Below are 19,290 nucleotides of genomic sequence, written 5' to 3' on the forward strand. Positions count from 1 at the left end.
TTTTAAAATACAAGAATATAATTTAATTTTGTGAGTATTAATATGGCTACAGCTGCTAAAAAGAATCAAAAAGCATTAACTTGTTCTGTAATTACTAGAAATGGTCCTATACTTAGATCCATGCGTATAGATCATGTTGAGATACCTTCTTATGACGGATATGTTTCTATATATTTGGATCATTGTCCATATATTGTTAGAATTGGATACGGAGAACTTAGAATATATACAGAGGATAATAAACTTATTAATATGTATGTTGAAGAAGGCATAGCAGAGGTAATGCAAAATGTTATTGGTATATTAGTTGAATCAGCTTTGTACCCAAAAGATATAGACGTAGCACTTAATAAAGAAAAAATAACTAAATTATCTAAGCAAATGGTTATTAATGAAGAAGAAGCCAGAAGAAATAGCGAGCAAATAAAAAAACTCAATAAACAAATAGAAATTTCTTCTAAATAATATGCTATTGTAATTTTGCTATTATCCGATAATTTAGTTGACATATTTTTTAATTTTTAATATAATTTAATATGTTAACTAAAAAAATTTACATTAGATGATTGAATATGCCTAAAATAGAAGATTTAGAAAGATTAGGAAGTATTGCCTTTTTAATAGGTAATAAAGATTTACCAGAAGAAATATTACAAAGCGACTATGATCGTTTCAAGTCAGTTTTTACAGATGAACATATGGCTAGTTCTATGCCTGGTGAGGATAATGGTTTGCCTTCCATTGATGATTTGGATAATTTGGACGATACTGATGATAAAGAAAATTCAGTAAATGATCTAGATTTGCCTGATGACTTAGGTATAGATGATTTAGGATTACCAGAAGATTTGGGTATAGATGATTTGGGATTACCTGAAGATTTAGCAAATGATAAATTAGATGATTTGGGCTTGCCTGAAGATTTAGCAAATGGTAAATTAGATGATTTAGGTTTGCCTGAAGATTTAGAAGATGATAAAGTATCAGCTGATGTAGATAATTTAGATTTACCTGAAGATTTAGAAGATGATAAAGTGTCAGCTGATGTAGATAATTTGGATTTACCTGAAGATTTAGAAGATGATAAAGTATTAGCTGATATAGATGATTTAGGATTACCTGAAGATTTAGGTATAGATGATAATGATTTAGGTTTACCTGAAGATTTGGGTATAGATGATGATTTAGGTATAAATGATGATAAAATTTCTGGGGATTTAGATTCATTGGAGTTGCCGGAGGATAAAGAATTAGAAGATAAAATTGCAATGGATATTAATGATTCAGATTTAAAATCTAAGAATTCTGGTATAAAAAGTGAAAAATTACCAGTTTTAGATGATCTTCCTTTACCTAATAGTTTACCTGATATAGATGATAATTATGTTGTTGATGATGTATCCGATGACTCTGAAGATTTGCCAGAAATTAATAATATTGAAAATATTAATGATGATTTAGGTATTGATGATATATCTGATAGTTTAAATGATATATTAGATGATGAAAATGATTTGAACTTAGATAATTTGGCTCCTGCAGAAAGCAAATCTGAAGAAGAAATTCCAGAAGACGATGATGATTTGGACTTAGATAATTTGGTTCCTGAAGAAGATGTAGATGAAACTCCTGCAGAAAGCAAATCCGAAGAAGAAGTTTCAGAAGACGATGATAATTTGGACTTAGATAATTTAATCCCGGATGAAGAAGAAGAGAAAGAAGAGCCTGCAGCAGAAAATAAATCTGAGAAAGAAGTTTCAAAAGAAGAAAATGCAGAAGATGATGTAGATTTAGATAATTTAACATTAGATGATATAGATGATACAGAAAGTGATGATGAAGTTCATGAATATAATAATTTAGATGCAGATGACAAATATGATGATTTAGATTTACCAGATGAAATAGAAGATACTGTAAGTAATGTTCCTTCTGCTAACATAATGGAAGGAGGAAGTATTCTTCCAGCACCTGGATCATCCAGCAGTTTAAGTACTTCTAAATATGAGGATGTAGATAAAAATATAGATCATGATAAAGTTATCAATTCTATTAAATATCTTCCTCCAATTACACAATATCATGTTTTGGATGCTATACTTAATGAAAAAATAGATAGAGATTCTATGGAAACTTTGCTTAATGCATTGGAACGCGGTGAATCTAATGAAAATATAGCAAATATATTGAATAAAGAATTAGGATTAAGTATAAGAGAAGATGACAAAAAGAATGTATTAGATCTTATACCTATAGCTAACTCATTAAAAGATTATGCTAAGATTATAAGAGTTGCTGCTGTATTTTTGGTATTATTTTTGGCTATAGTAGTATTCTCTTTCCAATTTATTTATAAGCCTATAATGGCAAATAAATACTATAAGCAAGGTTTAACCAGCATATCAAACGGAGCTTATGATGAGGCCGAACGTAATTTTGCTCAGGGTGAAAGATTAAAACCTAAGCAAATAAAATGGTATAATAAATATGCAAGAGCTTATATAGCTAGAGATACATTCCCTAATGCATTGAATAAGATACAGGGTGCTTTAGATATTAAGCCTAGAGATTTTGAAACTAGAATAACTTATGGTTTTTATCATAGAAAGAAAGGGGAGAAAGAATTATCAGAAGAAGACTATAAAGCAGGCGAAGAATTGTATAATGATATGTTGCTTTATACTAAGAAGAAAAAAGAACAAAAAATCATATATGATGAACGCGGTATTCTTATGATAAGCAGAGCTAAGAATTTACTTCAGCCTGAATATTATGATGTTGCTTATAATAATTATAGTGATATGATTAATTTCTTTGGCGACAATGTTATACCTAGAAAAAGAGCAATGTTAATAAGAATATATCAGGATAATTATCAGCATGTAAAAGCTCTTCAAAGTCATATAGATTCTTTGAAAAGAGGGTATATAGACGATGATGTTTATCCAAAATTGGCTAAATATCTACTTGATAAAGAAGATTTTTATGGTGCTAGAACATTATTTGAAAAGTTATTGGCTACTTATCCTTCTAACTTGGAATCTATAGTAGGATATGCTGATTATGAAGCTAGATTAAAACATTATGATAGAGCTACGGAAATACTTACTACAGCTGCTTTACCTTTATATAGCAAAGATCCTTTCTATAGAGGAAAAGAGTATGTATATAATATGTTAGGTCAAATATATTATAATTTAGGAGAGTATGGAAACGCTGTTAAAAACTTTAATGAGGCATTGGCTATAAATAATGTATATCCGGATGCTAATTATAACTTGGGCAATGTTTATTTTTATCAGGATAAGGATTATGTAAAAGCCAAGGAGCATTATCAAATGGCTTATGATAATCTTGCTCCTAATCTTAGAAGTGATCAATTGCTTTATAATTTATCATGGATATATTATTTAGACAATGAATATGATAGAGCTTTTGAAGGATTTAATGCTCTATTCCAAAAAAATCCTAGCAACAGTGTAGTATCTTATGCTTTAGGAAATTCGCTTTTACATTTAGATAAAGCTAATTTGGCTAATGGATTTTATAGAAATGCTTTGAGTCAGGTTTTGTCTAAGCGTGATAGATTAGGCAGATTAGAAATGCGTACAGAAAGTGATTTTATATTGATTAGTTATTTAGCAAGCCTTTATAATAATATAGGTGTTTCTTATGCTCATAATGCTACAGTAACAAACACTATTAAAAATGAGCAGGAGGCATTTAAATATTTTGTTTTGGCTAGCGAATATTTTGATCAAGTTAGAACTTCTAATATAGATTTAGAAAGAATGGAAAAAAGAACTATAATGGTTGATAATCAAAATGTTGGTGCGGCTTCTTATAATATAATGGCTGTACAGGGAAATAGAAACTTAAAGAATGCTACAATTATAGATGATTATATACCTAAAGATATGTATTATTTAAGGTAATAAAAATAATAGTTTGGCTGGGTTTATAAATTAAACTCAGCCTTTTTTATAAATTTCTTAGATGAAGTTTGCCGTTATTGTCTATAGTTTTGTTTCCTTTTTTGTACATTATAAATAGATAATTAAAACCTCTTAAATAAAAATTATTTTCTATAGCAGCAATATGATAATTTCCTTTATTTAAGTTTTTATTATGACGTACAACAGATACTATATCTATAGGCATAAAATATTTACTCATAATTTCAAATAGTTTAAATCCGATAGGCATGAATGGAAAACCTTTTTCATAAGAATCTGAAACATATAAAGCCATATACCTGTCTTTTTTCATTATTCTAAATATCTCATTTATGACTTTTTCCATAGCCTCATAATATTCATTTTCTTTTGCGGTTAATTTTCCAATACAATTTTTTTCATCAGAATAGTTAATATGTGTGCTGTAAGGCGGATCTATAAATACAAAATCAACTTTTTCATCTTCTATGGGTATTTTTCTAGCATCCGCTTTAAAAATATCTTTTCTTTGCAATGCTTTCGGATTAATATCATATCCCAAAGCACGTCTGTTCAATTCGCGAGCTACATCGATAGTAGTACCGCTTCCAGCCATAGGGTCAACTACTAAATCTTTTTCTTTAGTATATCTATTAAGCAAATTCCATATAATATATGAAGGTGTTGCTCCTATATAATTCTTATGCTTTTCTTCTTCGCTTTTTAAATACTGCTGAGAAGGATAGTCCCATAATGTTGTTGTTTGTAATTCTAATTTCTTTTTCATATACATTCACTTTTATTATCAAATATATATTTATAATATATATTATAAATATATATTGGCAAGTGTTTATATAAATTAAATACCCTATTATCGTATATATTGTGTATTTTTACCATTTTTTTATTGAAAAAAAGAGTAAAAATGTAATATTATTTATTGATTTAAAAAATTATTTTTATTATACTCTATCTGTACAATATTTTTTTTGGAAATTATTTTGCTAAATAGAGATAATTTATTGATTGTTACTAATAATGATAAAGTTATTAACAAATATAAAGAATATTATACTATAGACTATATAAGCAGTGAAAGTATGTATGATGTTTTTGTAAAAGTTAGAGACTTTATACATAATGGATATAATTTACTAACTCATCCTATGAGCGGAAGTCTAAAGTCAAATCAGACACCTTATAAATCTATTTTGATAAAAAAGGGTGTTAATATTAATTTTGCTGATTTGCAGTTGATAGAAAGTGCTATAGATAATTATAATAAATTTATAAAAAATAGAAACCTTACTAATTGGCCGGAAAACATTAAAGAAGATTTTAAAACAGTTGATTTATCTTTAATAGAGTCTTGCTTTAGTAAAAATTTGCCGTTATATTAAAATTTTATGTAGGAAGGCTTATATGAAGGATATAAATGATGAGAGGTATAATTATATTAGAAATATCATTTTGATATTTAGGATGCCTATATCTTTTTCTATATATTCTAATAATAATATAGCAAAATATTCTATTTTAATTTTTGTTTACATCTCAATTGTGTATTTATCTAATATCTTATCAAATGTATTAATTAATATTTATGTGGGATTTTTATTATTCTTTATAATATTCATAAAAAGTATTATTAGAATTAATAATAAAAAAATAATAAAGGAGGAATAGTTCATGAAGTTAGAACTAGGTAAAATTTTTATTAAAGATGTTCAATTTTCTGACAAAATGAAAGTCGAGAATGGGGTTCTTTATGTTTGTGCTAAAGACATAGAAGAACTTGTACTTCAAGATGATAGAATAATATCAGTTAAAGTTGAACTTGCTAGGCCTGGCGAATCTGTACGTATAGCTCCAGTAAAGGATGTTATTGAGCCACGTGTAAAAGTAAGCGGCGGCGGCGGAATATTCCCAGGTATTATTAACAAAGTTAAAGAGGTTGGAAGCGGAAGAACACATGCTTTAATAGGTGCTTGTGTTGTAACATGCGGACGTATAGTTGGATTCCAAGAAGGTATTATCGATATGTCTGGAGAAGCTGCTAAATATACTCCATTCTCTCAAACAAACAATGTATGTATTGTTATAGAGCCTAAAGAAGGTTTAGAAACTCACAGCTATGAAGAAGCTGGAAGATTAGCTGGTTTGAAAGTTGCTAATTTCATTGGTGAAGCTGCTAGAAATTTAACTCCTGATGAAGTTGTTACTTATGAAACTAAACCATTAGCTCAGCAGATAGCTCAGTATCCTGATTTACCTAAAGTTGGATATATACACATGCTTCAGTCTCAAGGATTATTGCATGATACATATTACTATGGTGTTGATGCTAAACAGATGGTTCCTACATTTATGTATCCAACAGAAATTATGGACGGTGCTATTGTAAGCGGAAACTGCGTTGCTCCTTGCGATAAAGTTACTACTTATCACCATTTCCATAACCCTGTAATTGAAGATTTATATAAAAGACATGGTAAAGATTTAAACTTTATAGGTGTTATATTAACTAATGAAAATGTATTCTTAGCTGATAAAGAAAGATCTTCTGATATGGTTGCTAAATTAGCAGAATTTTTATGTTTAGATGGAATTATTATAACAGAAGAGGGATATGGTAATCCTGATACTGACCTTATGATGAACTGTAAAAAAGTTGCTCAAAAAGGTATTAAAGTTGTACTTATCACAGATGAATTCCCAGGCAGAGATGGTAAATCTCAGTCTCTAGCTGATACTACTCCGGAAGCTGATACATTAGTTTCTTGCGGTAATGGTAATGTTATTATTAATTTCCCTAAAATGGATAAAGTTATCGGTACTTTAGATTTCGTTGAAACTATGATAGGTGGATATGAAGGCAGTTTAAAACCAGATGGAAGTATAGAGGCTGAATTACAAATCATTATAGCTTCTACTATTGCTAATGGCTTTAACAAACTTTCTGCTAAAGGTTATTAATTTTTATTAAAACTTTAAGGAGAGAATGATTTATGAGTAAAAAAATAGTTATACATTATATGAACCAATTCTTTGCCGGTATCGGAGGTGAAGAAAAGGCTGGTATAGCACCAGAAATTAGAGAAGGTGTTATAGGACCTGGTGCTGCTTTAGCTAAAGAACTAGGCGATGGTTATGATGTAGTTGCTACTGTTATTTGCGGTGACAACTATTTCGGTGAGCATATTGATGAAGCTAAAGAAACAATTATTAAAATGATTGAAAAATATAAACCAGATTTATTTATAGCTGGTCCTGCATTTAATGCCGGACGTTATGGTGTAGCTTGCGGCGGTATATGTCTTGCTGTTGAAGAGCATTTCAAAATTCCTGTTGTTACTGCTATGTATAAAGAAAATCCTGGTGTTGATATGTACCGTAAAGATTTATACATAATAGAAACTAAAGATTCTGCTGCTGATATGAAAAATTCTATACCTAAAGTAGCAGCATTAGCTAAAAAATTAGTTTCCGGCGAAGAAGTTCAAGGTCCTGCTGTAGAAGGTTATTTTGAAAGAGGAATAAGAGTAAACTACTTCAATGAAGTACGCGGTTCTACTCGTGCTGTTGACTTGTTGGTTAGAAAAATAAAAGGCGAAAAGATAGAAACAGAATATCCTATGCCTTTCTTTGATAAAGTTCCTCCTGCTGCAGCTATTAAAGATATGAGTAAAACAAAAGTTGCATTTGTTACTTCCGGCGGTATAGTTCCTGTAGGTAACCCAGATAGAATAGAAAGCTCTAGTGCTACTAAATATGGTATTTACAGCATTAAAGATAAAAAATCTATGGATAAAAAAGACTTCATGACTATACACGGAGGATATGACAGAGCATTTGTTTTGGAAAATCCAAATCTTGTTATACCTTTGGATGTTATGAGAGAAATAGAGGCAGAAGGCGGTATAGGCGAATTAGCTGATTACTTTGTTACTACTACAGGTACAGGTACTTCTACTGGAAACGCTAAACGTTTTGGTGAAGAATTTGTTAAAAAATTATTAGCTGACGGAGTTCAAGCAGTAATACTTACATCAACCTGAGGAACTTGTACACGTTGCGGTGCAACGATGGTAAAAGAAATTGAACGTGCTGGTATTCCAGTAGTTCACGTGGCTACAGTAGTGCCAATATCTTTAACTATAGGAGCTAACAGAATAGTTCCTGGTGTTGGTATACCATATCCATTAGGTAATCCTCCTTTGGGTGAAGAAGCCAGCAAAAAAATAAGACGTTCTATGGTTGAGAGAGCTTTAAAAGCTTTACAGACTGAAGTTACTGAGCAAACTGTATTTGAAAATTAATACTTAATTATAGTTGTTTTGAACCACTCTGTATATAAAAAATTTTATATATGGGGTGGTTTTATAATATTATTGATATTTTTTATATTTGTAGTATTATTAACTTAGATCCATTTGCTAATTTTTAATGGAGAGGATATTTATGAAAAAATGTAAAGAATTATTTATCAATAATTTTAATTTATCTGTTTCTGTATCATTATTAGCTATTTCAGGAATTATTTTCTTTATTTCTTCTTTTCAAGTAGTTTCTATTATAATATTTGCTTTTTTATTATTAGTAATATTTTCTTTTGTGAAAAAACCTAATTCAGTAAAAGATAAAAATAAAGCAGAAAAAGAAAATATAGATAGTAATAAAATGGATGATGATACAATTAATGAGTTTTTTTATGATGATATAATGAAAAAGGCTATATATAATATTAAAGATTATGATTTTGTATTAATAATTCAAGATACTGTTAATAATATAAAAGAAGTTTTAAATTGTATAAGCGGAAATAAAAGCTATATTAGAATGCATAATTCTATAACAGATTACTATATTCCTACTATTAGTAAATTTATTTATACTTACGTGGATTTGGATAATTGTTCTATGGAGGAGAGAAATAAGGATAGAGTTAGATTAGAAATAAAAAGATCCATATGTGCTATTAACTATGGATTTGACAGAATGAAAAGAAATATTGATACTAATATTTTAATAGATATAAACAGTGATATAAGTGTTTTGAAGGCTATGCTTTTAAAAGACGGACTTGTTAAAGAGAAAGATTTTTAAAAATAGGATATTAAATATAATGAAAAAAAGAATTTATGCTATATTATTTTCTGCATTATCTCTTTTCTTTGCTGGTATAGGAATACAGAAATTTTATTTGGGACAGATAAAAAGGGGTATATTATATGTATTGTTTTTTTGGACATTTATTCCCTATTTGTTATGTATTATAGATTTACTAAAATTTATATTTATGAGTGATGAACAATTTAATTTAAAATACAATAGAGATTATTATAATGAAATAAATTATAAAGAAAATTATTATGATGATAGTAATGTATTAGAAGCAGAATATAGTTATACTTCTGATACTGATAAAGAAAGAAATGATAATGGTGTAATTTCAGAGGCTTTAAATTATTATAATTTAATAAATGATAGTGTTAAAAATATTAAGGATTATGAATTTGCTTCTTATGTAAAACAATTAAATGCTTTATTTAAAGATATTATAAATAAAGCTTCAGAATGCGATGATGAAGAGAAGAGTTATAATATTAAAAAAGATTTGGAACATATGATAGAGTATAATATACCTACAACATTAAAACTTATAAATTATTATGTAGATTTAGAAGATTCAAATGCAGATAATATAAATAATGTTAAGAAAGGAATAAAAGAATCTATTGCAGCAGTTATAGAATTTTTGAAAAATGTTTTAAATAAAATACATGAAAATGATATTATGGATATAAACAGCGATATAGATGTATTAAAAACAACTTTAAGAAATAATGGATATATGTAAGATTTTGTAAAGGAGATTGTGCAGTGGATAGCGATGGTGTTTATAAAAGAGTTAATATAAATAAGGTAATAAAAAACATTCAAAAGAATAATTCAAATTTAACAGATAGCAAAGCACAGGAGATAGCCTATGCTATGATAAAAGAGCTTAATAAAAAAGTTTCTTCTATGGTAGCAGATTTTGAGAATGGGGAAGGGGATTTTATGGCTTGTTATTTTGATGTTATAGATAAGGTATAAATTATTTATTTTTTATATATAAAGTAATTTTTAAGCTGTTGACTTTTTTATTATAAAGATAAATAATACGTACATTAAAATTTAAAAATAAAGGAGATAATTATGGGAATATCAGATGATATCAAATCAGGTTTTTATGCTGGAATAGGCATGATGTTGAAAGGAAAAGAAAAGCTTGAAGATGCAGCACGCGAGTTTATTAAAGATAAAAATGTAAGTGCTGAAGAGGGAGAGAAATTTGTAAAAGATATGGTAAATAAAGCTACAGAGACAAAAGAAGAAGTTACCCAATTTATTGATGATAGAATACAGCAAGTTATAGATAAAATGGGATATGTTAAAAAAGAAGAATATGAGAGTATGAGAAAAGAATTGGATGAATTAAAATCATCTATAAAAAAAGATCAGCAATAATAATAATAAAACTATGAATATTTAAAAAATAAAAATGCATTATTAAAGTATATGTAAATATATTTTATTAATGCATTTTTTTTGGGAATGAAAATGAATAATATGAAATCTATAAAAAGAGCAAGAGAAATAATTTCTATAATAATAGCCTATGGATTTAGAGATATTATAGATATTACACCAATATTGACAATAATAAAAAATCCTATAAAAAAACTTAATATAAAATATAAAGGAGTTGATTTAAGTAAGTATACAAGAGGCGAGAGAATAAGAATGGCCTGCGAGGATTTGGGTACTACTTTTATAAAATTGGGACAAATATTATCTAATAGAAATGATATACTGCCTAAAGATATTACAGATGAGCTTAGTAAACTTCAAAATCATGTTAAACCATTTGATGAACAAGAGGCTGTAAAGATTATAGAAACAGAGTTAGGCAGTACTATAGATGAAGTATTTGAATCATTTGATACTAAGCCTAAAGCTAGTGCTTCTATATCTCAGGTACATGTTGGTATTTTGAAAAATGGTGAAAAAGTTGCTATAAAAGTGAAAAGACCAAATATAGAAGATAATATACTTACAGATTTAGAGATTATAGTTTGGCTTGCTAATATTATTGAAAAATATAATGAAGAATTTGCTCTTATGAAGCCTCAGAAACTTATTAACGCTTTTAAAAGTCAATTATTGCAGGAGTTAGATTTTAATTTTGAAAAAAATAATACTCTAAAATTTGCCAAATATTTTAGAAATAATAAAAATATAAAAATAGCAAAAGTTTATGAAGATTATAGTACAAAAAATATATTGACTATGGAATATATAGATGGAATAAAAATATCTGATATATCTCCGGATGATACAAGATATGATAGAAAAAAACTAGTTTCTATTGGTATTGATGCTGTGCTTGAACAAATATTTATGCTTGGATTTTTCCATGCTGATCCGCATCCTGGTAATTTAATGGCATTAGAAAATAATGTTTTATGTTTTTTAGATTTTGGAATGGTTGGTTTTATTCCTCCAAATTCAAAGGATGCTTTTTCATCGCTTATTATGAGTATAAATAATGCTGACTATTTAGCTTTATCTAAGGCTATACTTGATTTATGTAATCATGGCGATATGAAAAATATTGAAGAATTTAATATGTCCATATTTATTTTAGTAAATAAGTATATAGATATGTCATTAGATAATATTAATATAGAAAATGTATTTAATGAACTTATCACTATAATAAGAGAATTTAAATTAAGTTTGCCTAGTAATATTATGCTTTTGATAAAATCTTTAATTGTTCTTGAGGGAGTTGGAAGGAATTTAGATAAAGATGTAAAACTGATAGAACATATAAAGCCTTTTGCTTTTAAATATGTTAAAGAACAAATAAAACCTCATAATCTATTAAGAGAAGCTAAAAATATAATAGGAGATTATTCTAATGCTTTAAGAAATCTTCCTTCAAATTTATCAGATTTAGTATCAGTAATAAGAAAAGGCAGTATGAAGATACAGCTTGAGCATAAAAAACTTGAATCCTTATCTAATACTCTTGATAATTTGGCAGACAGATTAAGTTATTCTATAGTATTAGCTTCTCTAATTATGGCTAGTGCTTTAATTATTACAAGTAAAATACCTCCATTGTTCCATGGTACATCTGTTATAGGTATGATAGGTTTTGGTGTTTCAGGAATAATGGGATTTATAATGATAATCAGCAGAGTAATAAATAAATATTTTAAGAAGAAAAAGAGATAATAAGATAAAATTAAAGCCTCCGTAAGGAGGCTTTTTAATTAAGCTCCGAGAACAGGGCTCGAACCTGCGACCCGGTGATTAACAGTCACCTGCTCTACCGACTGAGCTATCTCGGATTGTTTTTAATGTTTGAATATTATAGCATAATAAAAATAAATGTCAATACCTATTTGCATATTTTTTTATTTATATGTGCTAAAATATTCAAGTATTTCTGCATACTTTGAAGACTTATTTCCAGATAATACCAAATATTGGTTTAAATATTCATAAACTTTTTTTCCATATTCTTTTTCTTTATCTAAATCATTCTTTTTTACAGCTTCATCGTATTTCATTTTATATCTTGTAGCTAGGGCATAATTAGAATTTGGTTCAGCTCTTAATTCTAAAGCTTTTGTGTACAATTCTATTATCTTATCTTCTTTATATTCTTTTTCCAAATATATTGCTCCATACATATATATATCGCCTAATTTAGGGTATGACGGATGAGCTTTTAAAGCCTTCATACCTTTGGAATCTAGTAAGCTCAGATAAGATTTTAATTTTGAATATGCATTCAAGCTGCGGTCAAAATCAGCTAATGTTCTTGCATAACCAACAGCTTTGTCTAATTCCTGATCGTTACTAGGGGTTACAGGTATGTTCAAATCGTCTTGTGCAAATATTGTAATTGCAGTAAATAATATTGCTAAAATTATTTTTATTTTCACTTTCGCTCCAAATATTTAAGATTTTATTATTTTTTATTATCGTAAAATATAAAATCTACTAAAATTAAAAAAGTAAAAAAATTATTATTACTTATTGACAATAAAAGTATTTGTTCTATAATATTTTGTGAAAAATATAAAATTATGGAGATATTTATGGCTACAAAAAAAACAGAAAAAAAATCTGAAGACACCCCTAAAAAGAAAACAGCTGCTACAAAAAAGACTACCTCTACAACTAAAAAAGCTGCTGTTAAATCAGCCGCTACTTCTAAAAAAACTACTACCGCTAAAAAAACAGTTTCTAAGAAAAAAGCTGCAAATGAAGATGTAAAAAATGTAAAAGAAGAAGTAAAAAAAGAAAATTATATACCAGATGAAGTTGATATAGTTAGAGAATTGCCTGATAGATATAATGAAACTAAATTAGTATTAATGATGCGTGATCCGGAATGGTGTTTTTTTTATTGGGACATTTCAGATAATGATATAGCCTATCACTCTTTAAAAAATAAAAGAATATCTGTGAGAATATTCCATGTATTTGGATATGATGTAACTAATGGAGAAATTCATAAAGAAATAGAAGTAAATTATATTTATGGCGACAGATATGTTAATTTAGCTATGCCTCATGCTTATTTTATAGGGGAACTAGGCTATTATGATGAAAATAATAGATTTATAGTTTTGGCTAGAAGCAATATGATATATGCACCTAGAGATTCTATAAGCAATGTTTATGATGAAGAGTGGATGGTTAATGATGAAATTATTAAGCTTTTAAAATCTCCTAAAGCTTTAAGAGAAAGTTTGTCTTCTGCTACTATATTTGAACTTATAGATTTGAGAAGACATCATCTTGCCGGATCTTCATCTTCACTTTTCTTGAAAAAGAATTAAAAAATTATTTTATTATCTGATAATTGAGCGGTATTAATTAATATATATATGCTTATTAATTTTTCTGTTTTTGTTTTGCTGACTCTGTAAATTAAATTTTAATTAATGCCGCTAAAAATAATATATATAGCGGAGAATCTATAAGAATTGAAAATAGATGCCTGCTTGTTATAATCTTTTTTTTCATTACCATAAAAGAAATTATACTGCTGTATATTATTGGTATAAAATATTTCAATTTGTTTATTTCTAGTGGAAATTTATTTGTAATGATACCTGCTATCATGAATAATATTAGTATAAGAGGTATTGTTCTTGTTATAATGGCTAATTTGCTTGAATCTATATATGTTGTTAAAGTTACAGCTCCTGCTATTTTATCACTTTGAGAAAATTTTATTTCTATTAATGCCTGTCTTATAAACATAAATAAAAATACTATAGCAGCAGAAAATGAATATGAAAAAGGTTTTTCGTTTATAATATCTCTATTCATTATAAATATAGAACCATTCATTAATACTGTAACAGCTACAGATATAACTATTGCTTTAAATGGTATAAGTTTTTTAAATAATTTAAAAAATATAGATGATTCAAATCTTGATTTATTTTCAAAACTGATATTATAGCCTATTCCAAGCAGGCTGGATAGTATTGAGAGCATTAATATTCCTACACTCATTTTATATGAAAAATAAAACATCAATAATGCACTTATTACTATTAATGACATAAAAAATATTTTGTTTTTCTGATAAAATAGGTATCTTCTTTTATCACTTATCTTGATGGTATAGTTGCTGTATCCATTTCCTAAACTCATATATAGATAGTATAAAGCTATTATTATTCCTATTTGAAATTGAAACAGCTGAGATAATATATCGTATATTGCATAGGACATTAAGAAAGCACCTAAAGAAAAGAATATATATCCATAATTTAAAAAATCAAAAATTTTAGAGAAAAATTTTGTTATAGGACCTGAATACTTATCTTTTATAGTCTGAGCAACATCTTCTATAAGCCAATCAGGAGTAGATGCTCCGGCCATAATTCCTACGTTCTTATATTTAGATAAATCGAGTTTTTCTAAATCTTCTTTAAATTCTACATAAAATGCAGGTTTTATTGATGATGCTATTTTGTATAAATTTCTAGTATTGCTGCTCTCAGAACCTCCTATTACTAATACAACATCATTCCTTTTTGCTATTTCTAAAACTTCAGTTTGTCTTTGTTCTGTAGCTTCGCAAATTGTATTCTTTATTATTATTTCTTCAGTATCTTTATATTTTTCCTGAATTTTACTTACAAATTTATCAAATACATTTTTTTGTAAAGTGGTTTGAGCTACTATTAAAGTTTTTTTATTATCTTCAGGTAATTTGTCAATATCTTCATCTTGATATACTACATAAACATCATTTGCATATCCGCAAACACCAATAATTTCAGGATGATTAGGGTTTCCTATTACTATAACTCTATAACCAAGCGAACTATGTTTTTTTACTAATCCTTGAATTTTTGCTACATATTTACATGTAAGATTGACTATTTTTTTAGCATGACTTGAAAGAGCTTCTCTTCTGCTTGGAGAAATTCCATGAGCTCTGACAATAACAGTTTTTCCATCCAAAACAGACATATCCTCATTATCTTCATAAGTCTTAACACCAATATTTTCCAACATATCAAGAGTTTGAGGATTATGTATTAAATGTCCGTCTATATATATATCATTATTATTTTTAGCTGCCTGAGAAAATGTATTTTCTACAGCATATTTTACACCGTCACAAAAACCTGCAAATTTACCTATATCTACGTTCATTATTTTTGAAATTTATTTAGCTTTAACTACTTTATTGCCTTTTATACATTTTGTGCAAACTAATGCTTTTTTTACAGTACCATTTAATTCTATTTTTATATTTTGTAAATTAGCATTAAAAGAGCGTTTAGTTTTTATATTAGAATGGCTTACACTATGACCATTTTGTTTTCCTTTTCCGCAAATTTCACATACTCTTGCCATAATTTCCTCCAAAATTAATGATAGTTTATAGTTCAGAAGATTATATTATAAAATTTCATTCTAGTCAATAGATTCGGCAAAAATTATAGTATATTTTCTTTATTTTCTAATTGCTACGAATAGTACATTATTTGTCATAATGCTATAATTTTTATAACAAAAAAAATAAAAAATAATATAGCCATTGATTATATTTAAATATGTAGTATAATATTTGGTATTAATTAAATGATTTTAATACCTAAATAGGAGAGATATATGCCCCCAAGATCAAAATTAGGTGAGATACCTAGACAAGAAATGCCTGCTAGAAGTCCTGAAGAAAGAAGAAAAGACTTTAAAGAGGTTCCTTTGGGATATACTGAAGAACAAGCATATCAAGAATCTTTAAGATGTTTGGATTGTAAAGTTCCTCATTGTATGGAAGGTTGTCCTGCTAAAGTAAAAATACCTGAATTTATAGGGCTTATTGCAGAAAAGAAATTTTTAGAAGCTGCTAAAAAAATTAAAGAAACTAATGCTTTACCAGCAGCATGCGGAAGAGTATGTCCTCAGGAAGAACAATGTGAAGAAAGATGCGTTGTTGGTAAAAAATTTGAGCCTGTTGCTATTGGTAAATTAGAAATGTTTGTTGCTGACTATGAGAGAAAGCATGCTAGACATGAAGATTTGAAAGTAGAAAAAAATGGTAAAAAAGTATGTATCATAGGTGCTGGTCCTGCAGGTTTAGCTTGTGCTGGAGACTTAATTAAATTAGGTTATGATGTTACTGTATTGGAAGCATTGCATACTATTGGCGGTGTATTAATGTATGGTATTCCGGAATTCCGTTTGCCAAAAGAGTTAGTTGCTCATGAAGTGGAAAACCTTAAAAAAGACGGTGTTAAATTCAAAATAAATGAAGTTGCCGGTATATCTTTAGATTTCCATGAATTAAGAAAAGAATATGATGCTATATTTCTAGGTACAGGAGCCGGTCTTCCTGCTTTCTTAAACATCCCAGGAGAACATTTCTGCGGAGTTTATTCAGCAAATGAATATTTAACACGTGTTAATTTAATGGGAGCTTATAAATTCCCTGAAGTTGATACTCCGGTTATAAAACATAAAAAAGTAGCTGTATTAGGCGGCGGTAACGTAGCTATGGATGCATGCAGAACTGCTGTTAGATTAGGTGCTGAAAAAGTATATATTGTTTACAGAAGAACAGAAAAAGAACTTCCTGCTAGATTAGAAGAAATTCACCATGCTATGGAAGAAGGTGTTGATTTTAGATTCTTAAGAGCACCTTTAGAAGTTATTGCTGATGAAAATGATAATGTTACAGCTATAAGAACTCAAGTTATGGAGCTTGGAGAAGCTGATGCTGATGGAAGAAGAAAACCTGTTCCAGTTGAAGGTAAAACAGAGGATATAGAGGTTGATGCCGTTATAGTAGCTATAGGTACTACTCCAAATCCTTTAATTTCAAGAAAAGTACCAGAATTACAGATTACTAAAAAAGGTACTTATGTTATAGATGAAGAAACAGGTGCTACTTCTATGGAAGGAGTATTTGCAGGCGGAGATGCTGCCCGCGGTGCTGCTACAGTTATCCTTGCTATTGGCGATGGTAAAAGAGCTGCTGCTGGAATAGATAAATATTTGTCTAATAAATAATGAAAAATTAGATATATTTTTATTATAGCCTAGTGATAAATATCATTAGGCTTTTTCAATATAAAAATATTAAAAAAGTAATAAACTATACTTGACTTTTATATTATTAGTACTAATATGTTAACTATTGGGGCTTTTTTATTTAAAAAACTAATAATGGTTTTTTCTTATTTAAATAATTATGGTTTTATATTAAAAGCTGTAAAATATATTTTATAAATATTAGGAGGATTAATCCAATTATGAATTTGAAAATTCAAATAGCTTTTATAACCTTACTAGCTTTTATTATCATGTCCTGCGGAGGTTTACCAGTAAAAGAATATGAAAGAGTAACAGCTCTTAGAGATACTGTGGTAAACAAATATACTGAAATAAAAACTTTTGCTCCTGAGGATTTTGAAATAGCAGAAAAAGGTTATGCAGAGGCTGACATTATAATGAAAGAAGAAAATAAAGATGAGGCAAAAAAGGCTAAAGAATTATTGTTAGCAGCAGAGACTAATTATAATTTAGTACTAGACAAAGGATTGCCTCCATATTCTGAAATTCTCAAAAAACAAACAGATGAAAGTGCTACAAATGCTAGAGAAATAAAAGCAGGTGTAATGTATACGGATGAATTTAATAAAGCTGAGTCTCTATATGAAGAAGCTAATGCATTATATACTGCTGAAACAAAAGATTATAAAGTTATGGTAGATAAACTTTATCAGGCTAAAACTGCATATATAGATTTATACAATAAAACTAAAGAGCAATATGATAGGAGTGATGAGGCTTTGAAAAAAGTTAAAGAACGTTTAGCTGAATTAGAAAAGATGATGAAAGAGATAGAAGCCTTTGAACAAGAACAGAATTAATTTAAGGAGTAAACAATGAAAATTAAAAAAATAATAGCTACTATAGCTTTATTATCTTTTACATGGTCTGTTCTTCCTGCCCAAACTTATGAAGATGCTGCTAGAATGACTGAAGAAGCAGATAATCTTCAAAATGAAGGACAGTATCAGCAATCTTATGATAAATCACAAGAAGCATCTGATACTATTGATAAAGCTACAATAGCTATTTTTTATAGATTAATGAATGCTAGAATTAATAAAACTAAAAAAGATGCTGATGCAGCTATAAAAGAAATAAATCAAATAGGTGCCGCTTCTGATAATCAATTTAAAGCTAAATATCAAGAAGCTCTTAAATATTTTGAAGAAGGTAATGCTAATATAGGAAATGTACCTGGTCCTAATGATGTTGCTCAAAATGAAGAAGAGTTAACATCAGCTTCTAATACATTTACAAGTGTTTTAGAATCTTTTAATAAAGCTTTAACATCTGCTAATAATGTTAAAGAAGGATATTTAGGAAGAGAAAGAGATACAGCTTCTAAAGCTATAGCTAATGCTAAAGGAAAGTATAATTCTGCTTTAGGAAAAAGTATAAAAAAAGGTGATAATAATGATAAAGCTGTTTCCGGAGCTTTAGCAAAAGCTGATGAGGCATTAAAATCTGATAATTTTGCAAGTGTTCAGCAAAATGTTGCTGCTGCTCTTGCTGGTATAACTAAAGCGGAAGCAGATGCTAAGAAAGCTGCAGAGGCTGCAGCTGCAAAAGCTAGAGCAGAGGCAGAAGCTAAGAGAAAAGCAGCTGAAGAAGCTAGAAGAAAAGCAGAGGCTGAGGCAAAAGCTAAAGCAGAAGCAGAAGCTAAAAGAAAAGCCGAAGAGGAAGCTAAGAGAAAGGC

Annotated in this window: 17 protein-coding genes, 1 tRNA gene and 1 pseudogene; 14 read left to right on the forward strand and 5 right to left on the reverse strand. The window is 28.3% G+C overall.

Annotated elements, in window-relative coordinates; all coding sequences use genetic code 11:
* Positions 1-42 precede the first annotated feature (42 nt).
* Together Q0J90_RS13920 and Q0J90_RS13925 are read left to right on the forward strand one after the other, a co-directional pair.
* Positions 43-465, forward strand: a complete 423-nt coding sequence (locus tag Q0J90_RS13920; protein WP_297278483.1) for a F0F1 ATP synthase subunit epsilon — start codon at positions 43-45, stop codon at positions 463-465.
* Between the two features lie 107 nt (positions 466-572).
* Positions 573-3,935 carry a tetratricopeptide repeat protein gene (locus tag Q0J90_RS13925; protein ID WP_297278484.1) on the forward strand — a complete coding sequence of 1,121 codons (3,363 nt, stop codon included), beginning with the start codon at positions 573-575 and terminating at the stop codon, positions 3,933-3,935.
* Between the two features lie 46 nt (positions 3,936-3,981).
* Here the strand turns inward: Q0J90_RS13925 and Q0J90_RS13930 are convergent, their stop codons facing one another.
* Positions 3,982-4,722: a DNA methyltransferase gene (locus Q0J90_RS13930; protein ID WP_297278485.1), complete on the reverse strand. Its 741-nt coding sequence runs from the start codon at positions 4,720-4,722 to the stop codon at positions 3,982-3,984.
* 217 nt (positions 4,723-4,939) lie between these two features.
* On the opposite strand from Q0J90_RS13930, the gene Q0J90_RS13935 reads away from it, so the two are divergent.
* From Q0J90_RS13935 to Q0J90_RS13970, 8 genes are all read left to right on the forward strand, one after another.
* The gene (locus Q0J90_RS13935) at positions 4,940-5,338 is read left to right on the forward strand and encodes a GrdX family protein (protein WP_297278486.1); all 399 of its coding nucleotides are present in this window, start codon (positions 4,940-4,942) and stop codon (positions 5,336-5,338) included.
* Positions 5,339-5,627: 289 nt separating this feature from the next.
* Positions 5,628-6,914, forward strand: coding sequence for a sarcosine reductase complex component B subunit alpha (gene grdG / locus Q0J90_RS13940; protein ID WP_297278487.1), 1,287 nt, complete (start codon positions 5,628-5,630; stop codon positions 6,912-6,914).
* A 32-nt stretch (positions 6,915-6,946) separates the two neighbouring features.
* Entirely contained in the window at positions 6,947-8,257 is a 1,311-nt protein-coding gene (gene grdF, locus Q0J90_RS13945; RefSeq protein ID WP_297278488.1) for a sarcosine reductase complex component B subunit beta, read from the forward strand.
* Between the two features lie 142 nt (positions 8,258-8,399).
* The gene (locus tag Q0J90_RS13950; protein WP_297278489.1) at positions 8,400-9,044 is read left to right on the forward strand and encodes a hypothetical protein; all 645 of its coding nucleotides are present in this window, start codon (positions 8,400-8,402) and stop codon (positions 9,042-9,044) included.
* A 19-nt stretch (positions 9,045-9,063) separates the two neighbouring features.
* Positions 9,064-9,798 carry a TM2 domain-containing protein gene (locus Q0J90_RS13955; RefSeq protein WP_297278490.1) on the forward strand — a complete coding sequence of 245 codons (735 nt, stop codon included), beginning with the start codon at positions 9,064-9,066 and terminating at the stop codon, positions 9,796-9,798.
* A gap of 23 nt (positions 9,799-9,821) precedes the next feature.
* Positions 9,822-10,037, forward strand: a complete 216-nt coding sequence (locus Q0J90_RS13960) for a hypothetical protein (protein ID WP_297278491.1) — start codon at positions 9,822-9,824, stop codon at positions 10,035-10,037.
* Positions 10,038-10,139: 102 nt separating this feature from the next.
* Positions 10,140-10,451, forward strand: coding sequence for a phasin family protein (locus Q0J90_RS13965; protein ID WP_028331189.1), 312 nt, complete (start codon positions 10,140-10,142; stop codon positions 10,449-10,451).
* Positions 10,452-10,544: 93 nt separating this feature from the next.
* Positions 10,545-12,227 carry an AarF/ABC1/UbiB kinase family protein gene (locus Q0J90_RS13970; protein WP_297278492.1) on the forward strand — a complete coding sequence of 561 codons (1,683 nt, stop codon included), beginning with the start codon at positions 10,545-10,547 and terminating at the stop codon, positions 12,225-12,227.
* 43 nt (positions 12,228-12,270) lie between these two features.
* On the opposite strand, the gene Q0J90_RS13975 is transcribed toward Q0J90_RS13970, so the two are convergent.
* Positions 12,271-12,343: transfer RNA gene (locus Q0J90_RS13975), tRNA-Asn, on the reverse strand.
* Between the two features lie 66 nt (positions 12,344-12,409).
* Positions 12,410-12,943 (reverse strand): hypothetical protein, encoded by a 534-nt coding sequence (locus tag Q0J90_RS13980; RefSeq protein ID WP_297278493.1) that lies wholly within the window; start codon positions 12,941-12,943, stop codon positions 12,410-12,412.
* A gap of 156 nt (positions 12,944-13,099) precedes the next feature.
* On the opposite strand from Q0J90_RS13980, the gene Q0J90_RS13985 reads away from it, so the two are divergent.
* Positions 13,100-13,846: a DUF4912 domain-containing protein gene (locus Q0J90_RS13985; RefSeq protein WP_297278494.1), complete on the forward strand. Its 747-nt coding sequence runs from the start codon at positions 13,100-13,102 to the stop codon at positions 13,844-13,846.
* Between the two features lie 91 nt (positions 13,847-13,937).
* Here the strand turns inward: Q0J90_RS13985 and ispH are convergent, their stop codons facing one another.
* Both ispH and rpmB read right to left on the reverse strand, forming a co-directional pair.
* A complete protein-coding gene (gene ispH, locus Q0J90_RS13990; RefSeq protein ID WP_297278495.1) occupies positions 13,938-15,686 on the reverse strand; it encodes a 4-hydroxy-3-methylbut-2-enyl diphosphate reductase in 1,749 nt (582 codons plus the stop codon).
* Between the two features lie 12 nt (positions 15,687-15,698).
* Positions 15,699-15,890: a 50S ribosomal protein L28 gene (rpmB, locus tag Q0J90_RS13995; RefSeq protein ID WP_028331184.1), complete on the reverse strand. Its 192-nt coding sequence runs from the start codon at positions 15,888-15,890 to the stop codon at positions 15,699-15,701.
* Between the two features lie 258 nt (positions 15,891-16,148).
* On the opposite strand from rpmB, the gene gltA reads away from it, so the two are divergent.
* The 3 genes and pseudogenes from gltA to Q0J90_RS14010 all read left to right on the forward strand — a co-directional run.
* Positions 16,149-17,549: an NADPH-dependent glutamate synthase gene (gene gltA / locus Q0J90_RS14000; protein WP_297278496.1), complete on the forward strand. Its 1,401-nt coding sequence runs from the start codon at positions 16,149-16,151 to the stop codon at positions 17,547-17,549.
* 242 nt (positions 17,550-17,791) lie between these two features.
* On the forward strand, positions 17,792-18,412 hold the full coding sequence (locus tag Q0J90_RS14005) for a hypothetical protein (protein WP_297278497.1): 621 nt from the start codon (positions 17,792-17,794) through the stop codon (positions 18,410-18,412).
* A 15-nt stretch (positions 18,413-18,427) separates the two neighbouring features.
* Positions 18,428-19,290: pseudogene (locus Q0J90_RS14010) on the forward strand (hypothetical protein); the annotation flags it as partial.

This window comes from uncultured Brachyspira sp. (assembly GCF_944390595.1).
Lineage (GTDB): Bacteria > Spirochaetota > Brachyspiria > Brachyspirales > Brachyspiraceae > Brachyspira.

Bases quoted from the DNA above. Each gene is read 5' to 3' on its own strand.
- gltA (WP_297278496.1), top strand. From the start codon at position 16,149: ATGCCCCCAAGATCAAAATTAGGTGAGATACCTAGACAAGAAATGCCT.
- Q0J90_RS13930 (WP_297278485.1), bottom strand. From the start codon at position 4,722: ATGAAAAAGAAATTAGAATTACAAACAACAACATTATGGGACTATCCT.
- Q0J90_RS13965 (WP_028331189.1), top strand. From the start codon at position 10,140: ATGGGAATATCAGATGATATCAAATCAGGTTTTTATGCTGGAATAGGC.
- Q0J90_RS13950 (WP_297278489.1), top strand. From the start codon at position 8,400: ATGAAAAAATGTAAAGAATTATTTATCAATAATTTTAATTTATCTGTT.
- grdG (WP_297278487.1), top strand. From the start codon at position 5,628: ATGAAGTTAGAACTAGGTAAAATTTTTATTAAAGATGTTCAATTTTCT.
- Q0J90_RS14005 (WP_297278497.1), top strand. From the start codon at position 17,792: ATGAATTTGAAAATTCAAATAGCTTTTATAACCTTACTAGCTTTTATT.
- Q0J90_RS13985 (WP_297278494.1), top strand. From the start codon at position 13,100: ATGGCTACAAAAAAAACAGAAAAAAAATCTGAAGACACCCCTAAAAAG.
- Q0J90_RS13920 (WP_297278483.1), top strand. From the start codon at position 43: ATGGCTACAGCTGCTAAAAAGAATCAAAAAGCATTAACTTGTTCTGTA.
- rpmB (WP_028331184.1), bottom strand. From the start codon at position 15,890: ATGGCAAGAGTATGTGAAATTTGCGGAAAAGGAAAACAAAATGGTCAT.
- Q0J90_RS13955 (WP_297278490.1), top strand. From the start codon at position 9,064: ATGAAAAAAAGAATTTATGCTATATTATTTTCTGCATTATCTCTTTTC.
- Q0J90_RS13970 (WP_297278492.1), top strand. From the start codon at position 10,545: ATGAATAATATGAAATCTATAAAAAGAGCAAGAGAAATAATTTCTATA.
- ispH (WP_297278495.1), bottom strand. From the start codon at position 15,686: ATGAACGTAGATATAGGTAAATTTGCAGGTTTTTGTGACGGTGTAAAA.
- Q0J90_RS13925 (WP_297278484.1), top strand. From the start codon at position 573: ATGCCTAAAATAGAAGATTTAGAAAGATTAGGAAGTATTGCCTTTTTA.